The following is a 17,628-nucleotide window of genomic DNA, read 5'->3' as shown; positions in this document are numbered from 1 at the left end:
AAGATCCTCGACCCCGCCTGGCAGTCCATCCTCGTCACCGACGACCCCCTCGCCTCCACCCTCAAGACCGAAGCCGACTGGGCCGTCAAGGCCAAACTCCTCGACAAGCCCGACCTCACCGGCATCTACGACCTCACCCTCCTCAACAAGGTCCTCAAGACCGCAGGCAAGCCCGAGGTCGCCGACGGCGGCCTCGGCGCCAAGTAACACCCGGTCACGCCCGGCGCGGCGGCACCGGCTACCCGGGGCACGGCCCCGCGCGGAGCCGGTGCCGCCGCGCGTGGCGGGCACCGGCCCGCGCCCGGCGTGCGGGCCGCCGGGCGGTCTTGACAGCGGCCGGGCACCGGCCGAGACTCCACAACGGCGAATCCTGGTGAACCGGTAGGGAATCATGGGCTGTTCTGCGCGGAACCACGGCACCGACGGCGGACGCACCGCCGTGCCGCCGCTGCCGCGCCCCCTGCTGACCTCCCGCCGGCACATCGACCTCCTGCGCGTGTGCAGTGCGGCGAATCCCCCGCACCCCGGCGGCCCCTCCCACGCCCGCCGCTGAGCCTCCGCGCACGCACCCGCCGGTCCCGGCCGCACCGGAGCCGTCACCGGCCGTCCTCCTCGCACGCCCGTGACCGAGCACTCCCAGGGAGACGCATGTCCGCCACTTCCCCCAAAGCCGTGCCGTCCTTCCGCGGCCGGATCGGCCGTGACGCGCGCAGCGGCTACCCGGCCGTCCCGCACCGCTACCGGCTGCACCTCTCGCCCTCGGGTCCGTTCTGTCTGCGGATCGCGATCACCCACAGCCTGCTGGGCCTGGACGAGGCCCTCCCCGTGACCCCGCTGCCCGCCGTGCCCGACGCGCCCGACGGCGGACACCTGGCGCTGCGCCCGCTGTACCAGGCCAGTGCGCACCTGTACCCCGGGCCGGCGGTGGCCCCGGTGCTCAGTGACGACTGGACCGGACGGATCGTCAGCACGCACGCCCCGGACATCCTCGAGGACCTGGGGCGGCGGTTCGCCGCCGGCGGCCCCCGCCTGTACCCGGACGGCGCCGACCGGCGGATCGGCGCCGTGGGCCGGCTCTGCGAGCAGGGCGTCAACGCGGCGGCGCAGCGCGCGGGCCGCTCCGGCGCCGACCCCGCGGCGCGCGAGGCGGCACTCGGGGTCCTGCTGCGCTCCCTGGGCGCGCTGGACCGCCGGCTCACCTCCGCCCCGTACGTGCTGGGCGGGGAACCGACCGCAGCCGACGTGCAGTTGTGGGTGACCCTGGTCCAGCTGGACACCGTGCACCGCTGGCACCTGGACGCGGAGGCCGTGTACCGGCTCACCGACCACCCTCGGCTGTGGTCCTACGCCCGCCGGCTGGCGGCGCACCCGGCCTTCGCCCCCCACCTCGACCTCGACGCCATCGCCCGCCGCCACCACGCCCAGTGCCGGGGCGAGGAGGCGGCCGGCGCGGCGGTGCGCATCGTGGACTGGCCGGGCCGGGTCCCGGACTCCGCCACCGCCACCGGCCGCTGACGCCGCCGCCCGATCACCCCGCCGGCCGGGCGCCCGTCCCCGGGGCCCGGCCGGCCCCGTCCCGACGGAGCGACATGCCCGACTGCTGCACCCCCGGCCACGCCCACTCCCCCGCGCTCGCCCTCGGCCCGCCGGCCCGGGCGGCCGGGCCCTCGCGGGTGGCCCGGCAGCTGCTCGCGCTGCCGGGCGGCCGGTTCCTGATGGGCACCGACGACCCCGACGGGTTCCCCGCCGATGCCGAGGGGCCGGTCCGCGAGGTGGCCGTGGCGCCCTTCCGGATCGCGGCCACGACCGTGACCAACGCCGGGTTCGCCACCTTCGTCAAGGCCACGGGCCACGTCACCGAGGCCGAGCGCTTCGGGTTCTCGTTCGCCTTCGGCGCCTTCCTCGGGGAGCGGGTCGCCGCCGTCTCGCCGCCGGTGGCGGGCGTTCCGTGGTGGCGGGCCGTGGAGGGGGCCTCCTGGCGCAGCCCCGAGGGGCCGGGCTCGGACGTGACCGGCCGTCAGCACCACCCCGTCGTCCACGTCTCCTGGAACGACGCCCTCGCCTACTGCGCCTGGTCCGGCACCCGGCTGCCCACCGAGGCCGAGTGGGAGTACGCCGCCCGGGGCGGGCTGGAGCAGCGGCGCTACCCGTGGGGCGACGAACTCACCCCCGGCGGACGCCACATGTGCAACATCTGGCAGGGGGAGTTCCCCGCGGTCAACACCGCCGCCGACGGCCATGTCTCCACGGCTCCCGTGAAGTCCTTCCGGCCCAACGGCTTCGGCCTGTACAACACCGTCGGCAACGTCTGGGAGTGGTGCGCGGACCCGTTCACCCCGGGCGAGGAGTCCTCCCGCGCGATGCGCGGGGGCTCGTACCTGTGCCACGACTCCTACTGCAACCGCTACCGAGTGGCGGCCCGCAGCTCGAACACCGCCGACAGCTCGACGGGGAACATAGGGTTCCGGGTGGCCGCGGACCCGTTCGGGGCTTCTGCCGTCCTCCCGTGACGAGTTGACCGGCGCGGCCGGCACCAGCCGGCCGCTCGCCACCCCCGCCGCCGTGTCCCGCCCGAGGGTCGGGGTGTACCACTTCAGCGCCCGGGACTCGTTCGACTCCCTTCGGTAGGCGGGCCGGAGGGGGTCAGGCCACCGTGACGCGGGCCAGGGCCCAGGAGGTGTGGTCGAAGGACGTCCGGTCGTTGGCGTCCTCGACCACCAGCCGCAGCAAGCGCACGCCGCGTACGTCGACGTCGACCGCGACCGGGCCGCCCGCCGCCGTGAGGACGGGGGTGGTCAGCAGGGGGCGGCCGTCTCCGTAGACCTTGGCGCGGGTGGCGCCGAGGGCGCTCTGCCGGGCGGAGAAGTCGTCGATGCCGACGAGCGCGGTGAACCGTGCGGCGCTCCCGCCGAGGTGGTAGGCGATGTCGCTGGGTGCGTGGACGCCGAGGCCCTTGGGGTAGGTGGTGCCCCCGAAGGAGATCGGCGGGCCGTCCCCGGCGGCGTTCTTCCCGTTCGAGGCGTCGCGTTCCACCGGTCCCCATCCGTTCGTCGCGCTGATCCAGGTGAGGTCGGAGAGGTAGGAGTCGCGGGTGGGGGCCGGCGGCGGGGTGGGGACGGTCGCCGTCGCCGGGTAGCGGACGGGGCCGCCGGGGGCGAGGGCGGTGCCTTCGGCGGTGAGGGTCCACGCGGTCGCGGGGGCGGCGTTCGCGGGCGGGGTGACCTGCCAGGACGCGGTGAGGCGGCCCCCTGCGGGAAGCCGGTCCGCGGCGGCCGGGGAGGCGGGGGCCACGGTCCATCCGGCGGGGGCGCGCAGGGCGAGCGCGGCGGTGGTCCACGGGCGCGCGGAGCCGTTGTCGAGGGTGGCGGTGACGGTGAAGGCCTCGCCCGGGACGGCCAGGGCGGGCGGTGTCAGGCGGGTGCCGAATCCGGTCCGGGGATAGGGGTCCTTCCAGGAGGCGCGCATCAGCGCCACCAGTTCCGCGGCCCTGGCCGGGTACGTCGCGGCGAGGTCGCGGGTCTCGCCGGGGTCGGCGGCCAGGTCGTACAGCTCCACCTGCCATTTCGCGTCGGGGAGGGCGTGGTCGCGTTCGGGGGCGAAGCGCACGGCCTTCCAGTTCTCGCGGCGGACCGCCTCGGCGAGCCAGGTGGCGCGTTTGGCGTCCTGGGCGTTGGCGCGGGCGGTGACGCCCAGTTCGTCGCGGAACCAGTACAGGTGTCCGTGGCGGGCCGAGTCGGGGCTGCCGGCGAGCAGGGGTGCGGCGGAGAGCCCGTCCACGTCGGCGGGGGCGGGGGCGCCGGCGAGCTCGGCGAGGGTGGGCAGGACGTCGGTCAGGGGGGTGGGGCGGTCGGTGGTGCCCTGCCGGACCCGGCCGGGGCCCCAGGCGACGAGGGGGATCCGTACGCCGCCCTCGTAGAGGTTGCGCTTGTAGCCGCGCAGCGGGCCGTTCGCGTCGAACAGGTCGGGGTTGACGCCGCCCTCCTCGTGGGGGCCGTTGTCGCTGGTGACGAGGAGGACGGTGTCCTGTTCCAGGCCGAGGGCGCGCAGCCGGTCGACGACCTTGCCGACCAGGGAGTCGAAGTAGCTCACCTGGGCGGCGTGCCCCTTGTCGGCGGCCGGCCAGGCGCGGCCGGCGTAGGCGCCGGTGTCGGGGACGTCGCTGGGGGCGTGCGGGACGTTGGGGGTGAGCAGGAGGAGGAAGGGCTCCGCCGCGTGGTCCCCGATGAAGTCCAGGGCGCGGCGCTCCAGGAGGTCCGGCGCGTACACGGCCTTCGTGCCGCCCGCGTTGGCGGGGATGGGCTCCTTCACGTCGTTGTGCCAGAGGTACTCGGGGTAGTACTGGTGGGCGTGGCCGTGGTCGATGTACCCGTAGAACTCCTCGAAGCCGCGGGCGGCCGGGTGGCTGTCCTGGCCGGGGGCCTCCGGCCCGAAGCCCCATTTGCCGATCACGGCGGTCCGGTAGCCGCGGGCCCTGAGCACCTGGGCGAAGGTGGTGTCGGCGGCGGTGAGGGAGCCCTGGCCGCCGGAGGAGGGGTTGGCGCGGACCGTGGCGTGGCCGGTGTGGAGTCCGGTCAGGAGGGAGCCGCGTGAGGGGGCGCAGACGGCGGCGGTGGAGTAGGCGTCGGTGAAGCGCAGCCCCTCGGCGGCGAGCCGGTCCAGGCGGGGGGTGGTGATCAGCTTCTGTCCGTACGCGCCGAGTTCGCCGTAGCCGAGGTCGTCGGCGAGGACGACGACGAGGTTGGGCTGCCGGGTGGCGGGCGGGTCCGCCGGGGCCTCGGCCAGGGCCGCCGGTGCGGCGGTGGCGGTGGCGGCGGTGAGGCCGAGCGCGGCGGTCGAGCCGGCCAGGAACGTACGGCGGCTGGGCATGGCGGGGGGGCTCCTCGGGTGCGGGTCGCGGGCCGGGCGGGTGCGCCGATCATGGGCCGCGCGGGACCCCCGGGACCATGCACGGGGCATGAAGACCTTGTGACGGCACCCACTCCCATGGGTTTGACTGAAATTTCAGTCAGTGCGAGGGTGAGGTCAGGGCGGCAGCCCTGGCCGGCCGGCCGCCCCCTGCCCGCGCATGCGGCGCCGGCCCGGCAAAGGTCTACTTGATCTGGAGATGCCATGACCGAACACCGCGACGAGCGCTCGCTCGCCGACCACCTGCTCGGGGTCCTGCCCTCCCGCCGGAAGCTGCTCGGGGCGGTCGGCCTCGGCGCGGCCGGCGTCGCCCTCGGCGGCGCCGCGCTCAGTGCCGCCTCCGCCACGCCCTCCCCGCGGCCGGGCGGCGTACGCCCCCGGGTCCCGGCCGACGACGTCCCGCACGCCCGGACCTGGATGTCCTGGCCCTCGCGGAAGTCGGTGTGGGGGCGGCAGCTGTCCGGTGTGAAGGAGGACATCGGGCTGATCGCGCGCACGATCGCCGAGTTCGAGCCCGTGGTGATGTGCGTCCCCGACGACTACAGCGCCCGCGAGGCGCGGCCGCTGTGCGGCCCGCAGGTCGAGCTGACCACGGCGATCCCCACCGACGACCTGTGGATGCGCGACATCGCCCCGGTCTTCCGCCGCGACGGGAACGGCGGCCTCGACGCGGTCTCCCTGAACTTCAACGGGTGGGGCGACAAGCAGGTCCACACCGACGACGCCCGCGCCGCCGAGCGGGTCGCCCGCAGGCGGGGCCTGCGGCTCACCTACGCCGACCTGGTCGGCGAGGGCGGGGCGGTGGAGACGGACGGCGACGGCACGGTGATGGCGACCGAGAGCAGCCTGGTCAACAAGAACCGCAACCGGGGCATGAGCCGCGACGAGATCGAGGACGCCGTCCTCGACGCCTACGGCGCGGACAAGATGATCTGGCTGCCCGGGATCAAGGGCAAGGACATCACCGACGACCACGTCGACGTCACCTCGCGGTTCATCCGTCCCGGCGTGGTGATGGTCCAGCTGCCGCCCGCCGACCGCAACGACGAGTGGGCGCGCGACGCCCGCGAGCAGTTCTCGATCCTCTCCTCGGCGACCGATGCCCGCGGCCGGCGGCTCCAGGTGATCCGGGTGGACGGGCCCGACGAGGTCCGCTCGAAGAGCTCGACCTTCGTCGACTCCTACCTGAACTTCGTCCTCGTCAACGGCGGCGTGATCACCGCGCAGTTCGGCGACCGGGCGAAGGACGAGGCCGCCCGGCGGGCCCTGGCGGCCGCCTTCCCCGGCCGCGAGGTCGTCCAGCTCGATGTCGACCGCCTGATGGGCGGGGGCGGCGGCATCCACTGCTCGACCATGCACGAGCCCATGCCCTGACCGGCCGCCCGTCCGCCGTCCCCTCCCCCCTCTCCCCTCACCGACCGGAGGACCCTGTGTCGACCCCCGCCCCGTCCCGCCGCGCCGTGCTGCGCTCCCTCGCCGGAGCGAGCGCGCTCGCCCTCGGCCTGACCGCCTGTTCCGCGCTCGACGACGGGGCCGAGGAGGGGCCGGACACCCCGGGTCCCGGCGGGGGGAACGGGCGCCGGCTCGGCGCCGAGTGGGAGAAGCACACCCGTACGTTCATGGCCTGGCCCGCGTCCGAGAACGTCTGGGGCGAGCAGCTGGGCGACGTGCGGGGGGACATCGCCGGGCTCGCGGCCGCCATCGGCGCCCGCGAGCCGGTGGTGCTCATGGCCCGGCCGGAGCAGGCGGACGCGGCCCAGCAGGCCTGCGGCGCGGACGTGGAGGTGATCCCGCTCGCGGTCGACGACCTGTGGGCCCGGGACACGGCGCCGGTCTTCGTGGAGGAGGGCGGCAAGGTCAAGGGCGTCGACTTCAACTTCAGCGGCTGGGGCGACAAGCAGGAGCACGGCAACGACGGCAAGGTGGCCCGGGCCCTGCTGGCCAAGTACGGCATCGAGCGGATCGAGACCCCGCTCGTCGCCGAGGGCGGCTCCTTCGAGACCGACGGCCTGGGCACCCTGGTGCTCACCGAGAGCTCCGTGGTCAACTCCAACCGCAATCCCGGCATGAGCCGCGACCGGGTCGAGGCGGAGCTGAAGAAGGCCTTCGGCGTGACCAAGGTGATCTGGCTGGCCGGCGTGAAGGGCAAGGACATCACCGACGCGCACGTGGACTGCCTGATGCGGTTCGTGGCGCCCGGCGTCGTCCTGCTGGACAAGGCCTTCCCGGGCACCCCGGCCGACGTGTGGTCGCGCTCGGCCGACCAGGCGAAGTCCGTCCTCAAGGACGCCACCGACGCGCGGGGCAAGAAGATCCAGGTGATGGAGCTGTCCCAGCCCGACCCCGACCGGATCACCGGCCGCGGCGACGCCTTCGTCTCCTCGTACATGAACTTCTACATCGGCGCCAAGGGCGTCTACCTGCCCCGGTTCGGCGACGCCCGGGCCGACGACCGGGCGCGGCAGATCATGAAGGAGCACTTCCCCGACCGCGAGATCGTCCCCGTGAAGATCGACGCGATCGCCTCGGGCGGCGGCGGCATCCACTGCGCCACCCACGACCAGCCCGCCGTCGCCGGCTGAGCGACACCTCCGCGCACGCGGCCCGGCCCCACGTCATCCGGCGTGGGGCCGGGCCGCGTTCGCGTCCCCGCCGGTCGCGGGCGACTGTGCACTTTCGTTGCCCCGCGCGGGCCGATCGCCACTACTGCCGGACGCGCCCGCTCCACAAGGCTGGTCCCGTGAAAGATCTTCATACGAACGAAGCCGGGCCGACCGACACCGACCGCACGCCGGGCGGCGGGCACCGGGGCGGCCGCGGGAAGACGCCGGTGCTGCTCAAGGTGCTGGCGGCCGTGGCCGCGCTGGGGCTCCTGCTGGCCGCCGTCCTCGGCTCGCCCGACCGGCCCCTCGGGCGCTCGTCCGACGTGATCGGCGAGCGGGAGATGGTGCGGATCAGCGGGCCGAACGGCACGACGCGCGAGGTGCTCGCCATGGTCGACACCGGCGCGTCGGCCTCCTCGATGGACACCCGCCTGGCCAAGGAGCTCGGTTTCGACCTCAAGGCGGCCCCCAAGGTCACCGTGGCCTCCGCGCTCGGCCGCGAACAGCGGCCCGTGGTCGACTCCACCGTGCGCCTCGCCGGCCGGTCCTTCGTCGCCAGGACCACTGTCAACAGCCGTGCCAAACGGGAGACCCCCGTCCTGCTCGGCCGGCAGGACGTCCAGGGGCTCCACGTGGCCGTCGGCAAGCGGCTGCTGACCCAGCCCGACGCCGCCAAGGCCCCGTCCGCCCTGCGCGTCCTGTTCGCCAAGGCCCCGGCGATCGACCCGGTGTCCATGATGGCCCTGCTGCCGCTGGCCGCACTGGTGATCGTGCTCCTGCGGGTGGTCGTCGGACTCAACACCCTGGGCACCTTCAGCCCCGTCCTGCTGGCGCTGGCCTACGCGCAGTCGGGGCTGCTCCTCGGGGTGCCCCTGACCCTGGTGCTGTTCGCGCTCGGATTCGTCATCCAGCCGCTGCTGCGCCGCCTGCACCTGCCGCGCGTGGCCCGGCTGGGCGTCCTGATCGGCGTGGTCACCACCGGCCTGATCGCGGCCCAGCTCTCCCTCGGCGGGTTCGGGCTGTCCGACTCCTGGGGCATGACCATGCCCGTCGTGGTCACCTCGATCATCACCGAGCGGCTGTGGGAGCAGTGGGACCTCGACGGCTTCCGGTCGGCCGCCGTCGGAGCCGCGCTGACGATGGGCACGGCCGTCCTGGTGGCGCTGCTGCTGCTCACCCCGTACGTGCGCCACCTCGCGGAGTCCGTGCCGCTGCAGCTGGCGGCCGTCTGCGCGGTGTGGGCGGTGCTGGTCGGGACCTACCGGGGGCTGCGGCTGAACGAGCTGTTCAGGTTCGCGCCCGCCGCCAGGGCGCAGGGCGGTGCCGCGTGATCCGGCTGCGGGGCTGGGACCCGGTGCTCGGCATGAACCGGCGCAACGCCCGGATCTCGGAGCAGAACCCCCGGGCCGCGATCCGCCTGGTCAACGACAAGTACGCCACCAAGGAGGCGCTGGCCGCCGTCGGCGCGCCCACCTCCCCCACCGTGGCCCTGCTGCGCTCCCGTCCGGAGGTCTCCTCCCTCGACTGGAGCGGCCTGCCCGACGCCTGGGCGCTCAAGCCGAACCAGAGCCTCGGCGGCAACGGGATCCTGCTGTCGTTCGGCAGGCGCCGCGCCACCTGGTACTCGTCCTCCGGCAAGCGGATCACCCGCGAGGCCGTGGCCGACCACCTGAGGCGGATCCTGGACGGGGAGTTCTCCCCGCGGCCCCAGGACTGGGCGATGTTCGAGCCGCTGATCCGCGCCCACCCGGAGCTGGAGCGGCTCTCGCACCAGGGCCTGCCGGACATCCGGGTGATCTGCCGGGGCGACCGGCCGCAGCTGGCCATGCTGCGGCTGCCCACCCGGTTCAGCGGGGGCCGGGCCAACCTCCACCAGAAGGCCATCGGCGCCGCCGTCGACCTGGACACCGGCCGCATCACCCACGCCCTCGTCGGCAGGGAGCCCACCGGCCACCACCCCGACACGGGGGAGCCGCTGATCGGCGCGCGCGTCCCGCACTGGCCCGAGGTCCTCGACGCGGCCCGCCGCTGCGCGGCGGCCACCGGCCTGCGCTACCTGGGCGCCGACATCGTCGTCGACGCCGACCGGGGCCCGCTGATCCTGGAGGTCAACGCCCGCCCCGGGCTCCAGATCCAGAACGTCACCGGGCGCGGTCTGGCGCCCTCGTCCGCCCAGCACAGGAGGAACTGATGCGAGGGCTCGCCCTGGCTTCCAAGATCGTCGTCGCCGGACTCGCCGGGGCGTTCCTGACGGTGAGCGCCGTCCGCGCGGAACCGGCCCGGCCGGCGCCGGACCCGGACGCCCCGGCCGTCGGCCCGGCGGTCCCGTCCGGCCCGGCCGTCCCGTCGGCCCCGTCCGGCCAGTCCACCCCGTCCGCCCGGCCTTCCGTGCCGCCCTCGCCCGGTCCCACTACCTCCCGGAGATCCTGACCGGAATATCAGCCTCAGGGGCGGAGCCGGGCGTCGTGGGCGAGGAGGGCGGCCTGGACCCGGTTGGCGCAGGCCAGCTTGGTCAGCATCCGGCTCACGTACGCCTTCACCGTGCCCTCCCCGAGGTGCAGCCGCCGGCCGATCTCGGCGTTCGAGGCCCCGGTGCCGACCATGGCGAGCACCTCCCGCTCGCGGCCGGTCAGCGCCGAGATCCGTTCGAGCCTCGGGTCGGCCGGCTCCTCGTCGGAGGCGAGGTAGCGGTCGATGAGGTGCCGGGTGATCCTCGGGGACACCATCGGGGTGCCGCCTGCGACCGTGCGGACCGCCTGGATCAGCTCCTGCGGGGTGCTGTCCTTCAGCATGAAGCCCATCGCGCCCGCCCGCAGCGCCCGGGCCACGTACTCCTGCTCCCCGAAGGTGGTCAGCATGACCACCCGCACGGACGGGGCCCGGGCGGCGATGAGTTCGGCCGCGTCGAGCCCGTCGGAGCCGGGCATCCGGATGTCGAGCATGGCGACGTCCACCCGGTGCCGGACGGCGAGTTCCGCCGCCTCGTGGCCGGAGGCGGCCTCCGCCACCACCTCGACGTCCTCGGCGTGCCCAAGCACCAGGCGGATCCCGGCGCGCACCAGGTCCTGGTCGTCGGCGAGGAGAACACGGATCACGGCGGGCCTCACGGTGTGGGGAGGGGGATCGGGGCGAAGGGGGTGGCGGGCCCGCGGCGGGCGTCGTCCTCGACGGAGGTTCCGGGCCGCCCGGGGTCCTGCGGCCCTTCGTCCGCCGGGAAGGGGACGAAGGAGAGCGTGACGAACTGCAGGGCGACCGCGCCCACCACGCCCAGCCCCATGAGGGCGCCCGCCGCCGTCCGGCTCAGCCAGGTCCGCGGGCCGGCCAGTGCGCCCAGACCCGCCAACGGGTCCGCGGCCGTACGGGGCGCGGCCGGGCCGGCGCGCAGCGGGATGCGGGCGTCGACGAGGAATCCGCCCTCGCCGGTGCGGGCGGCCCCCAGCGATCCGCCGAGCAGCCGCACCCGCTCGTGCAGACCGGCCAGGCCGAGCCCGCTGCCGGGCGCGGGCCGCTCCGGGCGGCCCGCGCCACCGGGGCCGTTGCGGACGTCGACCCGCACCTCGCCGGTGTCGCGGTGGACGGTCACCTCCACCGGGGCGCCGGCGGCGTGCTTGTGCACGTTGGTCAGGGCCTCGCGGACCACCCGGTGGACCGCGCGCCGGGCGGTGGGGGCGGCGTCGTCCAGGTCGCGGCCGGTCCACCGCAGGTGCACCGGGACGCCCGCGGCGTGGGATTCGCCGACGAGGGCCGCGACGTCGGCGCGGGTGCCCGTCGCGGGGGTCAGCGGATCGGGGGCCGCGGCCCGGTCGTCGCCGGCCCGGAGCACGCCGAGCACCCCCCGCAGTTCGTCCATCGCCTCGCGGACGGTGGCGTGCACCAGCACGGCGGTCCGCTCGATCTCCGGGCCGCAGGCCCGGCCCGCCAGCTCCAGCCCGCCGGAGTGCAGCGCCGCCAGGCTCAGCCGGTGGCCGAGGAGGTCGTGCATCTCACCGGCGATCCGGGCCCGTTCACAGGCGCGGGCCTGCTCCTCGGCCGAGCGCTGCGCCCGTTCCAGGACGGCGTTGCGTTCCCACAGGGCGCGCAGCAGGCGCTCATGCTGGCCGGCGAGCGCGCCGGCCAGTCCCGGCAGGGCGCCGCACACGATCACGGTGACGAGCACGGTCATCGCCTCGTACTCGCGGACCGCCGCGCTCTCGCCCGCGGTGAGCAGGGCGGTGACCGCCGGCGGGCCCGCCGCGCACACGGCCGGCAGCAGCGGCCTGCCGCGCAGGTCCGACCAGCGCGATCCCGCCGTGTAGGCCACGACGACGAGCGCCCCTCCGGTCAGCGGCTCCACGGCGGCGAGCACCGAGGCCACCGCGAGAGCGGCCGAGGGCCACCGCCGGCGGACCAGCACCGCCGCCGCCGCACAGCCGGCGGCGGCGAAGCGGGCCGCGGGGCCGATCAGCCCGTCGGCGCCCCAGCCGTCGGTCCACTCCAGGAGGGCCGCCGCCGTGGCGGTCACGGCGGCGATGAGGAGCAGGTCGCCCGGCAGGCACGGCAGGGCGGGCGGCAGCCGCCGACGCGGGTCGGCGGACCGCGCGTCGTGGCGGGCAGCGGGCATGTGGCGGCTCTTTCGGCGGTGCGGGCGGTACGGGCGGTACGGGCGGTACGGGCGCAGGGGCGGCGACCGGCGGTCTGCCCCGCATCCTCTCGCTGACTGAAGATTCAGTCAATTTCTGTGGACGGAAACGGGGCACCGCAGGGGTGCGGTGCCCCGTCCCCGGTGGTGCGGGTCAGCCGGTGGTCAGTGCGGTGTCGTCGATGACGAAGGAGGTCTGGAGGCTGGAGTCCTCGGTTCCGGTGAACTTGACCGTGACCGTCTGGCCCGCGAAGGAGGACAGGTCGAAGGTCTTCTGCGCGTAGCCGGAGTTCTTGTCGAGGTTGGAGTAGCCGGCCAGGGTGGTGGAGCCGGCCTGCACGGAGAGCTTGTCGTAGGCGACCGAGGAGGTCGTCTCGGCGGTGTCGACGTGCAGGTAGAAGCTGAGGGTGGCGTGGCAGCCGGCCGGGATGGTCACCGTCTGGGAGAGCGAGTCGGTGTGGGTGGAGCCGTAGCCGTCGAGCCAGGCCTTCCAGGATCCGGAGTGCGCGGCCTCACCCGTGCCGCTGTCGATGACTCCGGAGCTGGCGGTCCAGGGGGCGGTGCCGGTCTCGAAGCCCTGGTTGCCCAGGAGCTGCGCCGGGGTGCAGTTCCCGCCGGTGGGGGTGACGGTCCAGGTGAAGGAGGCGCTGCCACTGGCGTTGGTGGTGTCCTTGGCGCTGACCGTCACGTTGTAGGTGCCGGCGGTGGTGGGCGTGCCGCTGATCAGGCCGGTGGAGGCGCCGACCGAGAGGCCGGGCGGGAGGCCGGTGGCGCTGTAGGTGAGGGTCTGCCCGGAGGCGGAGTCGGTGGCCTGGACCTGGAGGGTGGCGGCGGTTCCGACGGCGGTGGAGCGGTTGCCGGGGTTGGTGACGGTGACGGTGTTGCCGCCGGTGGTGCCGCCGGTGAAGGCCGCGGTGCCCTGCGGGGTGCCGAGGCCGGTCGGGCCGTCGTAGCCGGACTTGGCGGTGCACAGGTAGCCGCCGCCGCAGGAGCCGTTGGCGCCGCTGGTCACGTCGTTGAGGGAGGCGGTGTGGGCGTAGGGGAAGGACGACGGGGTGGAGCCGGCGGCCGGGGTGCCCGCGAGGGCGTACACGGAGGCGATGATGGGCGCCGAGGCGCTGGTCCCGCCGTAGACGTTCCAGCCGCTGGCCTGGTAGCTGTCGTAGACCGCGAGGCCGGTGGCCGGGTCGGCGACGGCGGAGACGTCGGCGACGGTCCGCTTGGCGCAGCCGGTGTCGGCCTGCCAGGAGGGCTTCGTCGTGTAGGCCGAGCAGCCCGAGCCGGCGCCGTTGCCCCCGGAGCTGCTGCCCCAGACGCTTTCGGACCAGCCCCGGGAGGTGCCGCCGGCGCGGCTGAGGGAGGTTCCGCCGACCGCGGTCACGTACTGGGAGGCCGCCGGGTACTCGACCCCGTAGCCGCTGTCGCCGGAGCTGACGGTGATGGCCACGCCCGGGTGGTTGAAGTAGGAGGAGTCGGAGGCGGGGTCGGTGGAGTCCTCCCCGCCGCCGTAGCTGTTGGAGACGAACTTGGCGCCCATCGACACGGCGCGGTTCACGGCGGCGCCGAGGTCCTCCATGGACGGCTGGGCCGCCTCGACGAGCAGGATGTGGCACTGCGGGCAGACGGCGCTGACCATGTCCACGTCGAGGGAGATCTCGCCGGCCCAGCCGGAGTCGGCGGTCGGGTAGCTCGTGCCGCCGTTCTGGTCGACCTTGCGGAAGCAGCCGTTCGCCGTGGTGCAGGCCGGCAGGCCGTACTGGGAGCGGTAGGCGGCCAGGTCGGACTCGGCGTTCGGGTCGTCGTAGGCGTCGATGATGGCGACGGTGGCCCCGGCGCCGGCGGCGGCCGGCAGGGCGTAGGCGCTCTGCAGGTCGGCCGGGCCGTAGCCGGAGGGGACCAGGCCCGGCGCGAGGCTCGGGTGCTGCTCGACGTCGGTGCGGGCGAGGGCGTGGCAGGCCATGAACGAGCGCTGGGCGGGCTCGGAGCACAGCCGCCGGGTGTGCACGCCGCCGGCGGCGGCTCCCGGGGCGGCGGCGGAGGGTCCGGACAGGGCGGCGGACGGGGGCGCGAAGGCGATCACGCCGCCGGATACCAGGGCTGCCGCCGAGAGTAAGGCGGTGGCGCCGCGACGGCTGAGCCGTGCGGCGCGCTGGGACAGGGCGTTGCGCAAGGAACTGCCCTCCATGGGGGGTTGGGGACCGCGTCGCGGGGGTTCCGGGCACGGCGGGACACCGGGGGACGTCACAGGAGCGCCGAATCTGCCATGGGCATGTCAGAACCCACGGCGGATCCAGGAGCTTCACGCCGGCGGAGGCCCGCCCGGAAGGCGGCACGGGGTTGCGAGTGGCACGGGTGCGGCGGTGCGCGAACTGTCACCACGTGCAGTGGTGGCCAACGCCGAAGGTATGGAGATTCCGGCCAAGGGGACACCCGGCGAATGGCAAAGGCTTGGCTCTGGTTGGGTGTTGGCCGCCTATACCGTGTCCTTCCATGGAGTCGGACGACGGCGCGGTCAACGATCTGATGGCCCTCGGGCTGTCCCGCTACGAGGCGCTGGTCTACCTCGCCCTGGTCCGGCGGGAGTCCTACACCGCCGCCGAGGCGGCGCGCGCCGCGCAGGTGCCCCGCCAGCGGGTCTACGACGTGCTCGACGCCCTGGTGCGGCGGCAGCTGGCCGTACCGCGCCCGGGCCGGGTCACCTCCTTCTCGGCGGTGGCCCCCGATCTCGCCCTGGCCCGGCTGATGGCCCGTCAGCGCCAGTCCCTGGAACGCCTGGACCAGGTGTCCGGCGCGCTCGCCCTGGCCCTGGCCCCCGTGTGGAGCGACGGCCGGACGCACACCGACCCGCTCGACTACATCGAGGTGCTCCGCGATCCGCGGGCGATCGCGCAACGGTTCGCCCGGATCCAGGAACAGGCCGCGCGCGAGCTCCTCAGCTTCTGCAAACCGCCCTTCGTCGCTCCCCCGGCCAACGACGAGGGCATCGAGGCCGTCCGCAGGCTGCGCCGGGCCGGCGGGACGGCCCGCGCCGTCTACACCCACGACGCGCTCGGCGACGCCGAGGTCCTGGAGAACGTACGGCGGTTCGCGGCGGCGGGCGAGGAGTCCCGGTTCGCCCCCCGGCTCCCGCTCAAGCTCGTCGTCGCCGACGCCTCGCTGGTGCTGTGCGACATGCCCGACCCGGTGGCCGGCACCCGCGCCACCACCGCCCTCTACATCGAACACCCCGCCCTGGCGACCTGTCTGCGGATGGCCTTCCTCGCGGTGTGGGAGCAGGCAGGGGAAGGGCCCGGCCCCGAAGGCGTCTGACGGTCCGGCGGGACCCCGCCGGCGGCGGTCAGCCGGTGCCGTCCGGCCGCAGCGCGATGTGGTCCGCGGCCAGGTCCACCGCCACCCGGTGCTCCATGCCCAGGGCCGTCAGGAACTTCGCGGGGAGCTGGACCCGCCCGGAGCGGTCGAGGACCACGTACTCCCGTTCGCTGACGGACTCCTCGCCGTGCTCGTCGGTGACCAGGCTGCGCAGGACCTCGCTGCTGGTACGGCCGTCGCGGATGGCCACGGTGCGGCGGACCTCGCCCGCCACCATCGGGTCGTGCGTCACGATGACGACGGTCACGCCGAGTTCCTTGTTGACGGTGCGGAAGGTCTCGAAGACCGCGGCGGCCGTCTCCGAGTCCAGCTCGCCCGTGGGCTCGTCGGCCAGCAGCACCTTGGGGTCGTTCGCCATCGCCACGGCGATCGCCACGCGCTGCTGCTGCCCGCCGGACAGCTGCGCCGGGTGCCGGTGCGCCAGGTCGCCGATGCCGAGGGCGTCCAGCACCTCCGCGACCCGGGCGGCGCGGCGCGCACCCGCGCCGCGCCGGCCGCCGCCCCGCAACTGCATCGGCAGGGCCACGTTCTGGGCGGCCGTCAGGAACGGCAGCAGGTTGCGGGCGGTCTGCTGGAAGACGAAGCCGACCGCCTCGCGCCGGTAGCGCAGCCGGTCCCGGGCCGACAGCTCCAGCAGGTCGTACCCGGCGACGGCCGCGGTGCCCGCCGTCGGGACGTCCAGGCCCGCCAGGATGTTCAGCAGGGTGGACTTGCCGCTGCCGGAGGCCCCGACGAGGGCCACCAGGTCGCCCTGGGCAACGGTCAGTTCCAGCCCCTGGAGGGCCTGCACCTCGATGCCGTCCGTGCTGAAGATCCGTACCAGGCGGTCGCAGGCGATGGCGGCGTCCCGCGCCGGGGTGCGGGGCTCCGTGGCGGCCGCCGCCCGCTGGCGCAGCTCCTCGTACGTCGGCTGGTCGGTGTTCAACGCTGGTCTCCCGCTCTCAACTCGGTGGTGATCTGCCGCCGCCCGGAGGTCGCCGCCTCGACGAGGACGGCCGCGGCGACCAGGGCGGCCAGGCCCAGGGCCGGTGTCAGTACGGCCCCGGCGGAGAGCCCGACACCGGTCGGCGCGCCCGCGCCGACCAGCGTGGACAGGTCCATCGCCCGGCCCAGCAGCGCCACCGCGGCCGCCGCCGTCAGGGCCCCGCCCAGGGTGGCGGCCAGCGTCTGCGGCAGGGCCTCGGCGAGGATCAGCGCCACGCCCTGGCGGCGGCGCAGCCCCATGGTGCGCATCCGCGCCAGCAGCGCCGCGCGTTCGGGGACGTTCCGGACGAGGGTGAGCAGGACGGCCAGCAGCGCGAAGCCGGCGGCCGCGGCCACGCAGGACCAGAACAGGCGCTCGGCCGAGCCCTGGAGGGGATCGGCGCCCAGCTCGGCGACGTACTCGGCGCTGGTGCGCACCAGGTACCGCTCCCCCGCGTCCGGGTCCTTCCGGGCGGCGGGGCCCGGGTCCGGCGACGGGGCCGCCGGGGCGGTCCGCGACGGGGCCGGGCGGGCGGCGCGGGTCAGGGCGCGCAGCCGCTCCGCGTCGACGGGGCCGACGGCGAGCCACCGGCCGGCCTGGACCCCGCCGCGGATCAGGGCCGTGGCGGGACCGGCCGGCAGGACGACCGTCTCACCGCCGGCGCCCGGGACGGCGGGGGTGCAGTCGATCACGCCGGCGGAGCGCACGCGCAGCTCCCCGCCCGGGCCCGGCCGCAGGGTGTGGGTGCCCGGGCCGGCCTGCCGGGCCAGGCCCGCGCTGAACAGCGCGGGCACCGGGGAGTCGGCGGAACCCGTACCGCCGCCGCCGAGCAGGGCCGGGTCGAAGGCGCCGCAGCCGAGGGCCCGGGACAGGGCCGCGTAGGCGGTGGGCTCCGCGACGACCAGGGTGACCCGGGTGCGGTCCTGGGAGGTGCCGAGGACCCAGGAGTCGTCGTCCGACCACAGCGTCGCGGAGGTCCTGACGCCCGGGAGCGCGTCCGCGGCCTTCACCAGCCCCTCCGGGAGGGTGCCGGCGCCGACGGCGGAGATCCCGGCGTCGCCGCCGATCGTCCGGTGGGCCCCGGCCAGGCGGGCCGCGTCCACGGATTCCAGGACCGAGGCCCCGAACCCGCCGGTGGTGACGGCCAGGAGCAGCGCGATGAGCGGCAG

General features: G+C 75.3%; 15 protein-coding genes and 1 pseudogene. 10 read left to right on the top strand and 6 right to left on the bottom strand.

Features of this window, described 5'->3' with window-relative positions; all coding sequences use genetic code 11:
- The 4 genes and pseudogenes from AB0O29_RS28830 to AB0O29_RS28815 form a co-directional block, all read left to right on the top strand.
- Positions 1-207 (top strand): annotated as a pseudogene (locus AB0O29_RS28830) (sulfate ABC transporter substrate-binding protein); the annotation flags it as partial.
- Positions 208-391: 184 nt separating this feature from the next.
- Positions 392-553, top strand: coding sequence for a hypothetical protein (locus tag AB0O29_RS28825; RefSeq protein ID WP_365157065.1), 162 nt, complete (start codon positions 392-394; stop codon positions 551-553).
- Positions 554-648: 95 nt separating this feature from the next.
- Positions 649-1,515, top strand: a complete 867-nt coding sequence (locus AB0O29_RS28820; RefSeq protein ID WP_365157062.1) for a glutathione S-transferase C-terminal domain-containing protein — start codon at positions 649-651, stop codon at positions 1,513-1,515.
- A 74-nt stretch (positions 1,516-1,589) separates the two neighbouring features.
- Entirely contained in the window at positions 1,590-2,510 is a 921-nt protein-coding gene (locus tag AB0O29_RS28815) for a formylglycine-generating enzyme family protein (RefSeq protein ID WP_365157060.1), read from the top strand.
- Positions 2,511-2,643: 133 nt separating this feature from the next.
- Here the strand turns inward: AB0O29_RS28815 and AB0O29_RS28810 are convergent, their stop codons facing one another.
- A complete protein-coding gene (locus AB0O29_RS28810; RefSeq protein ID WP_365157057.1) occupies positions 2,644-4,866 on the bottom strand; it encodes a sulfatase-like hydrolase/transferase in 2,223 nt (740 codons plus the stop codon).
- A 243-nt stretch (positions 4,867-5,109) separates the two neighbouring features.
- Here AB0O29_RS28810 and AB0O29_RS28805 point away from each other — a divergent pair, with 243 nt between their 5' ends.
- The 5 genes from AB0O29_RS28805 (at position 5,110) to AB0O29_RS28785 (ending at position 9,938) form a co-directional block, all read left to right on the top strand.
- Positions 5,110-6,279, top strand: coding sequence for an agmatine deiminase family protein (locus AB0O29_RS28805; RefSeq protein WP_365157055.1), 1,170 nt, complete (start codon positions 5,110-5,112; stop codon positions 6,277-6,279).
- Positions 6,280-6,335: 56 nt separating this feature from the next.
- The gene (locus AB0O29_RS28800; RefSeq protein ID WP_365157052.1) at positions 6,336-7,487 is read left to right on the top strand and encodes an agmatine deiminase family protein; all 1,152 of its coding nucleotides are present in this window, start codon (positions 6,336-6,338) and stop codon (positions 7,485-7,487) included.
- 158 nt (positions 7,488-7,645) lie between these two features.
- Positions 7,646-8,839: a 7TM domain-containing protein gene (locus AB0O29_RS28795; protein ID WP_365157049.1), complete on the top strand. Its 1,194-nt coding sequence runs from the start codon at positions 7,646-7,648 to the stop codon at positions 8,837-8,839.
- Entirely contained in the window at positions 8,836-9,699 is an 864-nt protein-coding gene (locus tag AB0O29_RS28790; RefSeq protein ID WP_365157046.1) for a sugar-transfer associated ATP-grasp domain-containing protein, read from the top strand. The genes AB0O29_RS28795 and AB0O29_RS28790 overlap by 4 nt, the downstream gene beginning before the upstream one ends.
- The gene (locus tag AB0O29_RS28785; protein WP_365157043.1) at positions 9,699-9,938 is read left to right on the top strand and encodes a hypothetical protein; all 240 of its coding nucleotides are present in this window, start codon (positions 9,699-9,701) and stop codon (positions 9,936-9,938) included. The genes AB0O29_RS28790 and AB0O29_RS28785 overlap by 1 nt, the downstream gene beginning before the upstream one ends.
- Positions 9,939-9,952: 14 nt before the next feature.
- Here AB0O29_RS28785 and AB0O29_RS28780 read toward each other — a convergent pair whose 3' ends face one another.
- The 3 genes from AB0O29_RS28780 to AB0O29_RS28770 all read right to left on the bottom strand — a co-directional run bounded on the left by AB0O29_RS28780 (position 9,953) and on the right by AB0O29_RS28770 (position 14,296).
- Positions 9,953-10,603 carry a response regulator transcription factor gene (locus tag AB0O29_RS28780; RefSeq protein WP_365157041.1) on the bottom strand — a complete coding sequence of 217 codons (651 nt, stop codon included), beginning with the start codon at positions 10,601-10,603 and terminating at the stop codon, positions 9,953-9,955.
- Positions 10,604-10,611: 8 nt separating this feature from the next.
- Entirely contained in the window at positions 10,612-12,108 is a 1,497-nt protein-coding gene (locus tag AB0O29_RS28775) for a histidine kinase (protein ID WP_365157038.1), read from the bottom strand.
- A gap of 172 nt (positions 12,109-12,280) precedes the next feature.
- On the bottom strand, positions 12,281-14,296 hold the full coding sequence (locus tag AB0O29_RS28770; protein WP_365157036.1) for a putative Ig domain-containing protein: 2,016 nt from the start codon (positions 14,294-14,296) through the stop codon (positions 12,281-12,283).
- A gap of 320 nt (positions 14,297-14,616) precedes the next feature.
- On the opposite strand from AB0O29_RS28770, the gene AB0O29_RS28765 reads away from it, so the two are divergent.
- Positions 14,617-15,435, top strand: a complete 819-nt coding sequence (locus tag AB0O29_RS28765; protein WP_365157033.1) for a helix-turn-helix domain-containing protein — start codon at positions 14,617-14,619, stop codon at positions 15,433-15,435.
- Positions 15,436-15,463: 28 nt separating this feature from the next.
- On the opposite strand, the gene AB0O29_RS28760 is transcribed toward AB0O29_RS28765, so the two are convergent.
- Entirely contained in the window at positions 15,464-16,420 is a 957-nt protein-coding gene (locus AB0O29_RS28760; RefSeq protein WP_365157031.1) for an ABC transporter ATP-binding protein, read from the bottom strand.
- Positions 16,417-17,628 (bottom strand): FtsX-like permease family protein (locus AB0O29_RS28755; RefSeq protein WP_365157028.1); only part of this gene is annotated, 1,212 nt, incomplete at its 5' end. The genes AB0O29_RS28755 and AB0O29_RS28760, both read right to left, overlap by 4 nt.

This window comes from Streptomyces sp. NPDC089915, from assembly GCF_040684675.1.
GTDB lineage: Bacteria > Actinomycetota > Actinomycetes > Streptomycetales > Streptomycetaceae > Streptomyces.
The sequence above is the reverse complement of the archived record's forward strand: the minus strand, read 5'-3'. Positions and strand labels throughout refer to the sequence as shown.

Excerpts from the sequence above, each read along its gene's own strand:
- AB0O29_RS28825 (WP_365157065.1), top strand. The coding sequence starts at position 392 with ATGGGCTGTTCTGCGCGGAACCACGGCACCGACGGCGGACGCACCGCC.
- AB0O29_RS28820 (WP_365157062.1), top strand. The coding sequence starts at position 649 with ATGTCCGCCACTTCCCCCAAAGCCGTGCCGTCCTTCCGCGGCCGGATC.
- AB0O29_RS28815 (WP_365157060.1), top strand. The coding sequence starts at position 1,590 with ATGCCCGACTGCTGCACCCCCGGCCACGCCCACTCCCCCGCGCTCGCC.
- AB0O29_RS28810 (WP_365157057.1), bottom strand. The coding sequence starts at position 4,866 with ATGCCCAGCCGCCGTACGTTCCTGGCCGGCTCGACCGCCGCGCTCGGC.
- AB0O29_RS28805 (WP_365157055.1), top strand. The coding sequence starts at position 5,110 with ATGACCGAACACCGCGACGAGCGCTCGCTCGCCGACCACCTGCTCGGG.
- AB0O29_RS28785 (WP_365157043.1), top strand. The coding sequence starts at position 9,699 with ATGCGAGGGCTCGCCCTGGCTTCCAAGATCGTCGTCGCCGGACTCGCC.
- AB0O29_RS28775 (WP_365157038.1), bottom strand. The coding sequence starts at position 12,108 with ATGCCCGCTGCCCGCCACGACGCGCGGTCCGCCGACCCGCGTCGGCGG.
- AB0O29_RS28765 (WP_365157033.1), top strand. The coding sequence starts at position 14,617 with ATGGAGTCGGACGACGGCGCGGTCAACGATCTGATGGCCCTCGGGCTG.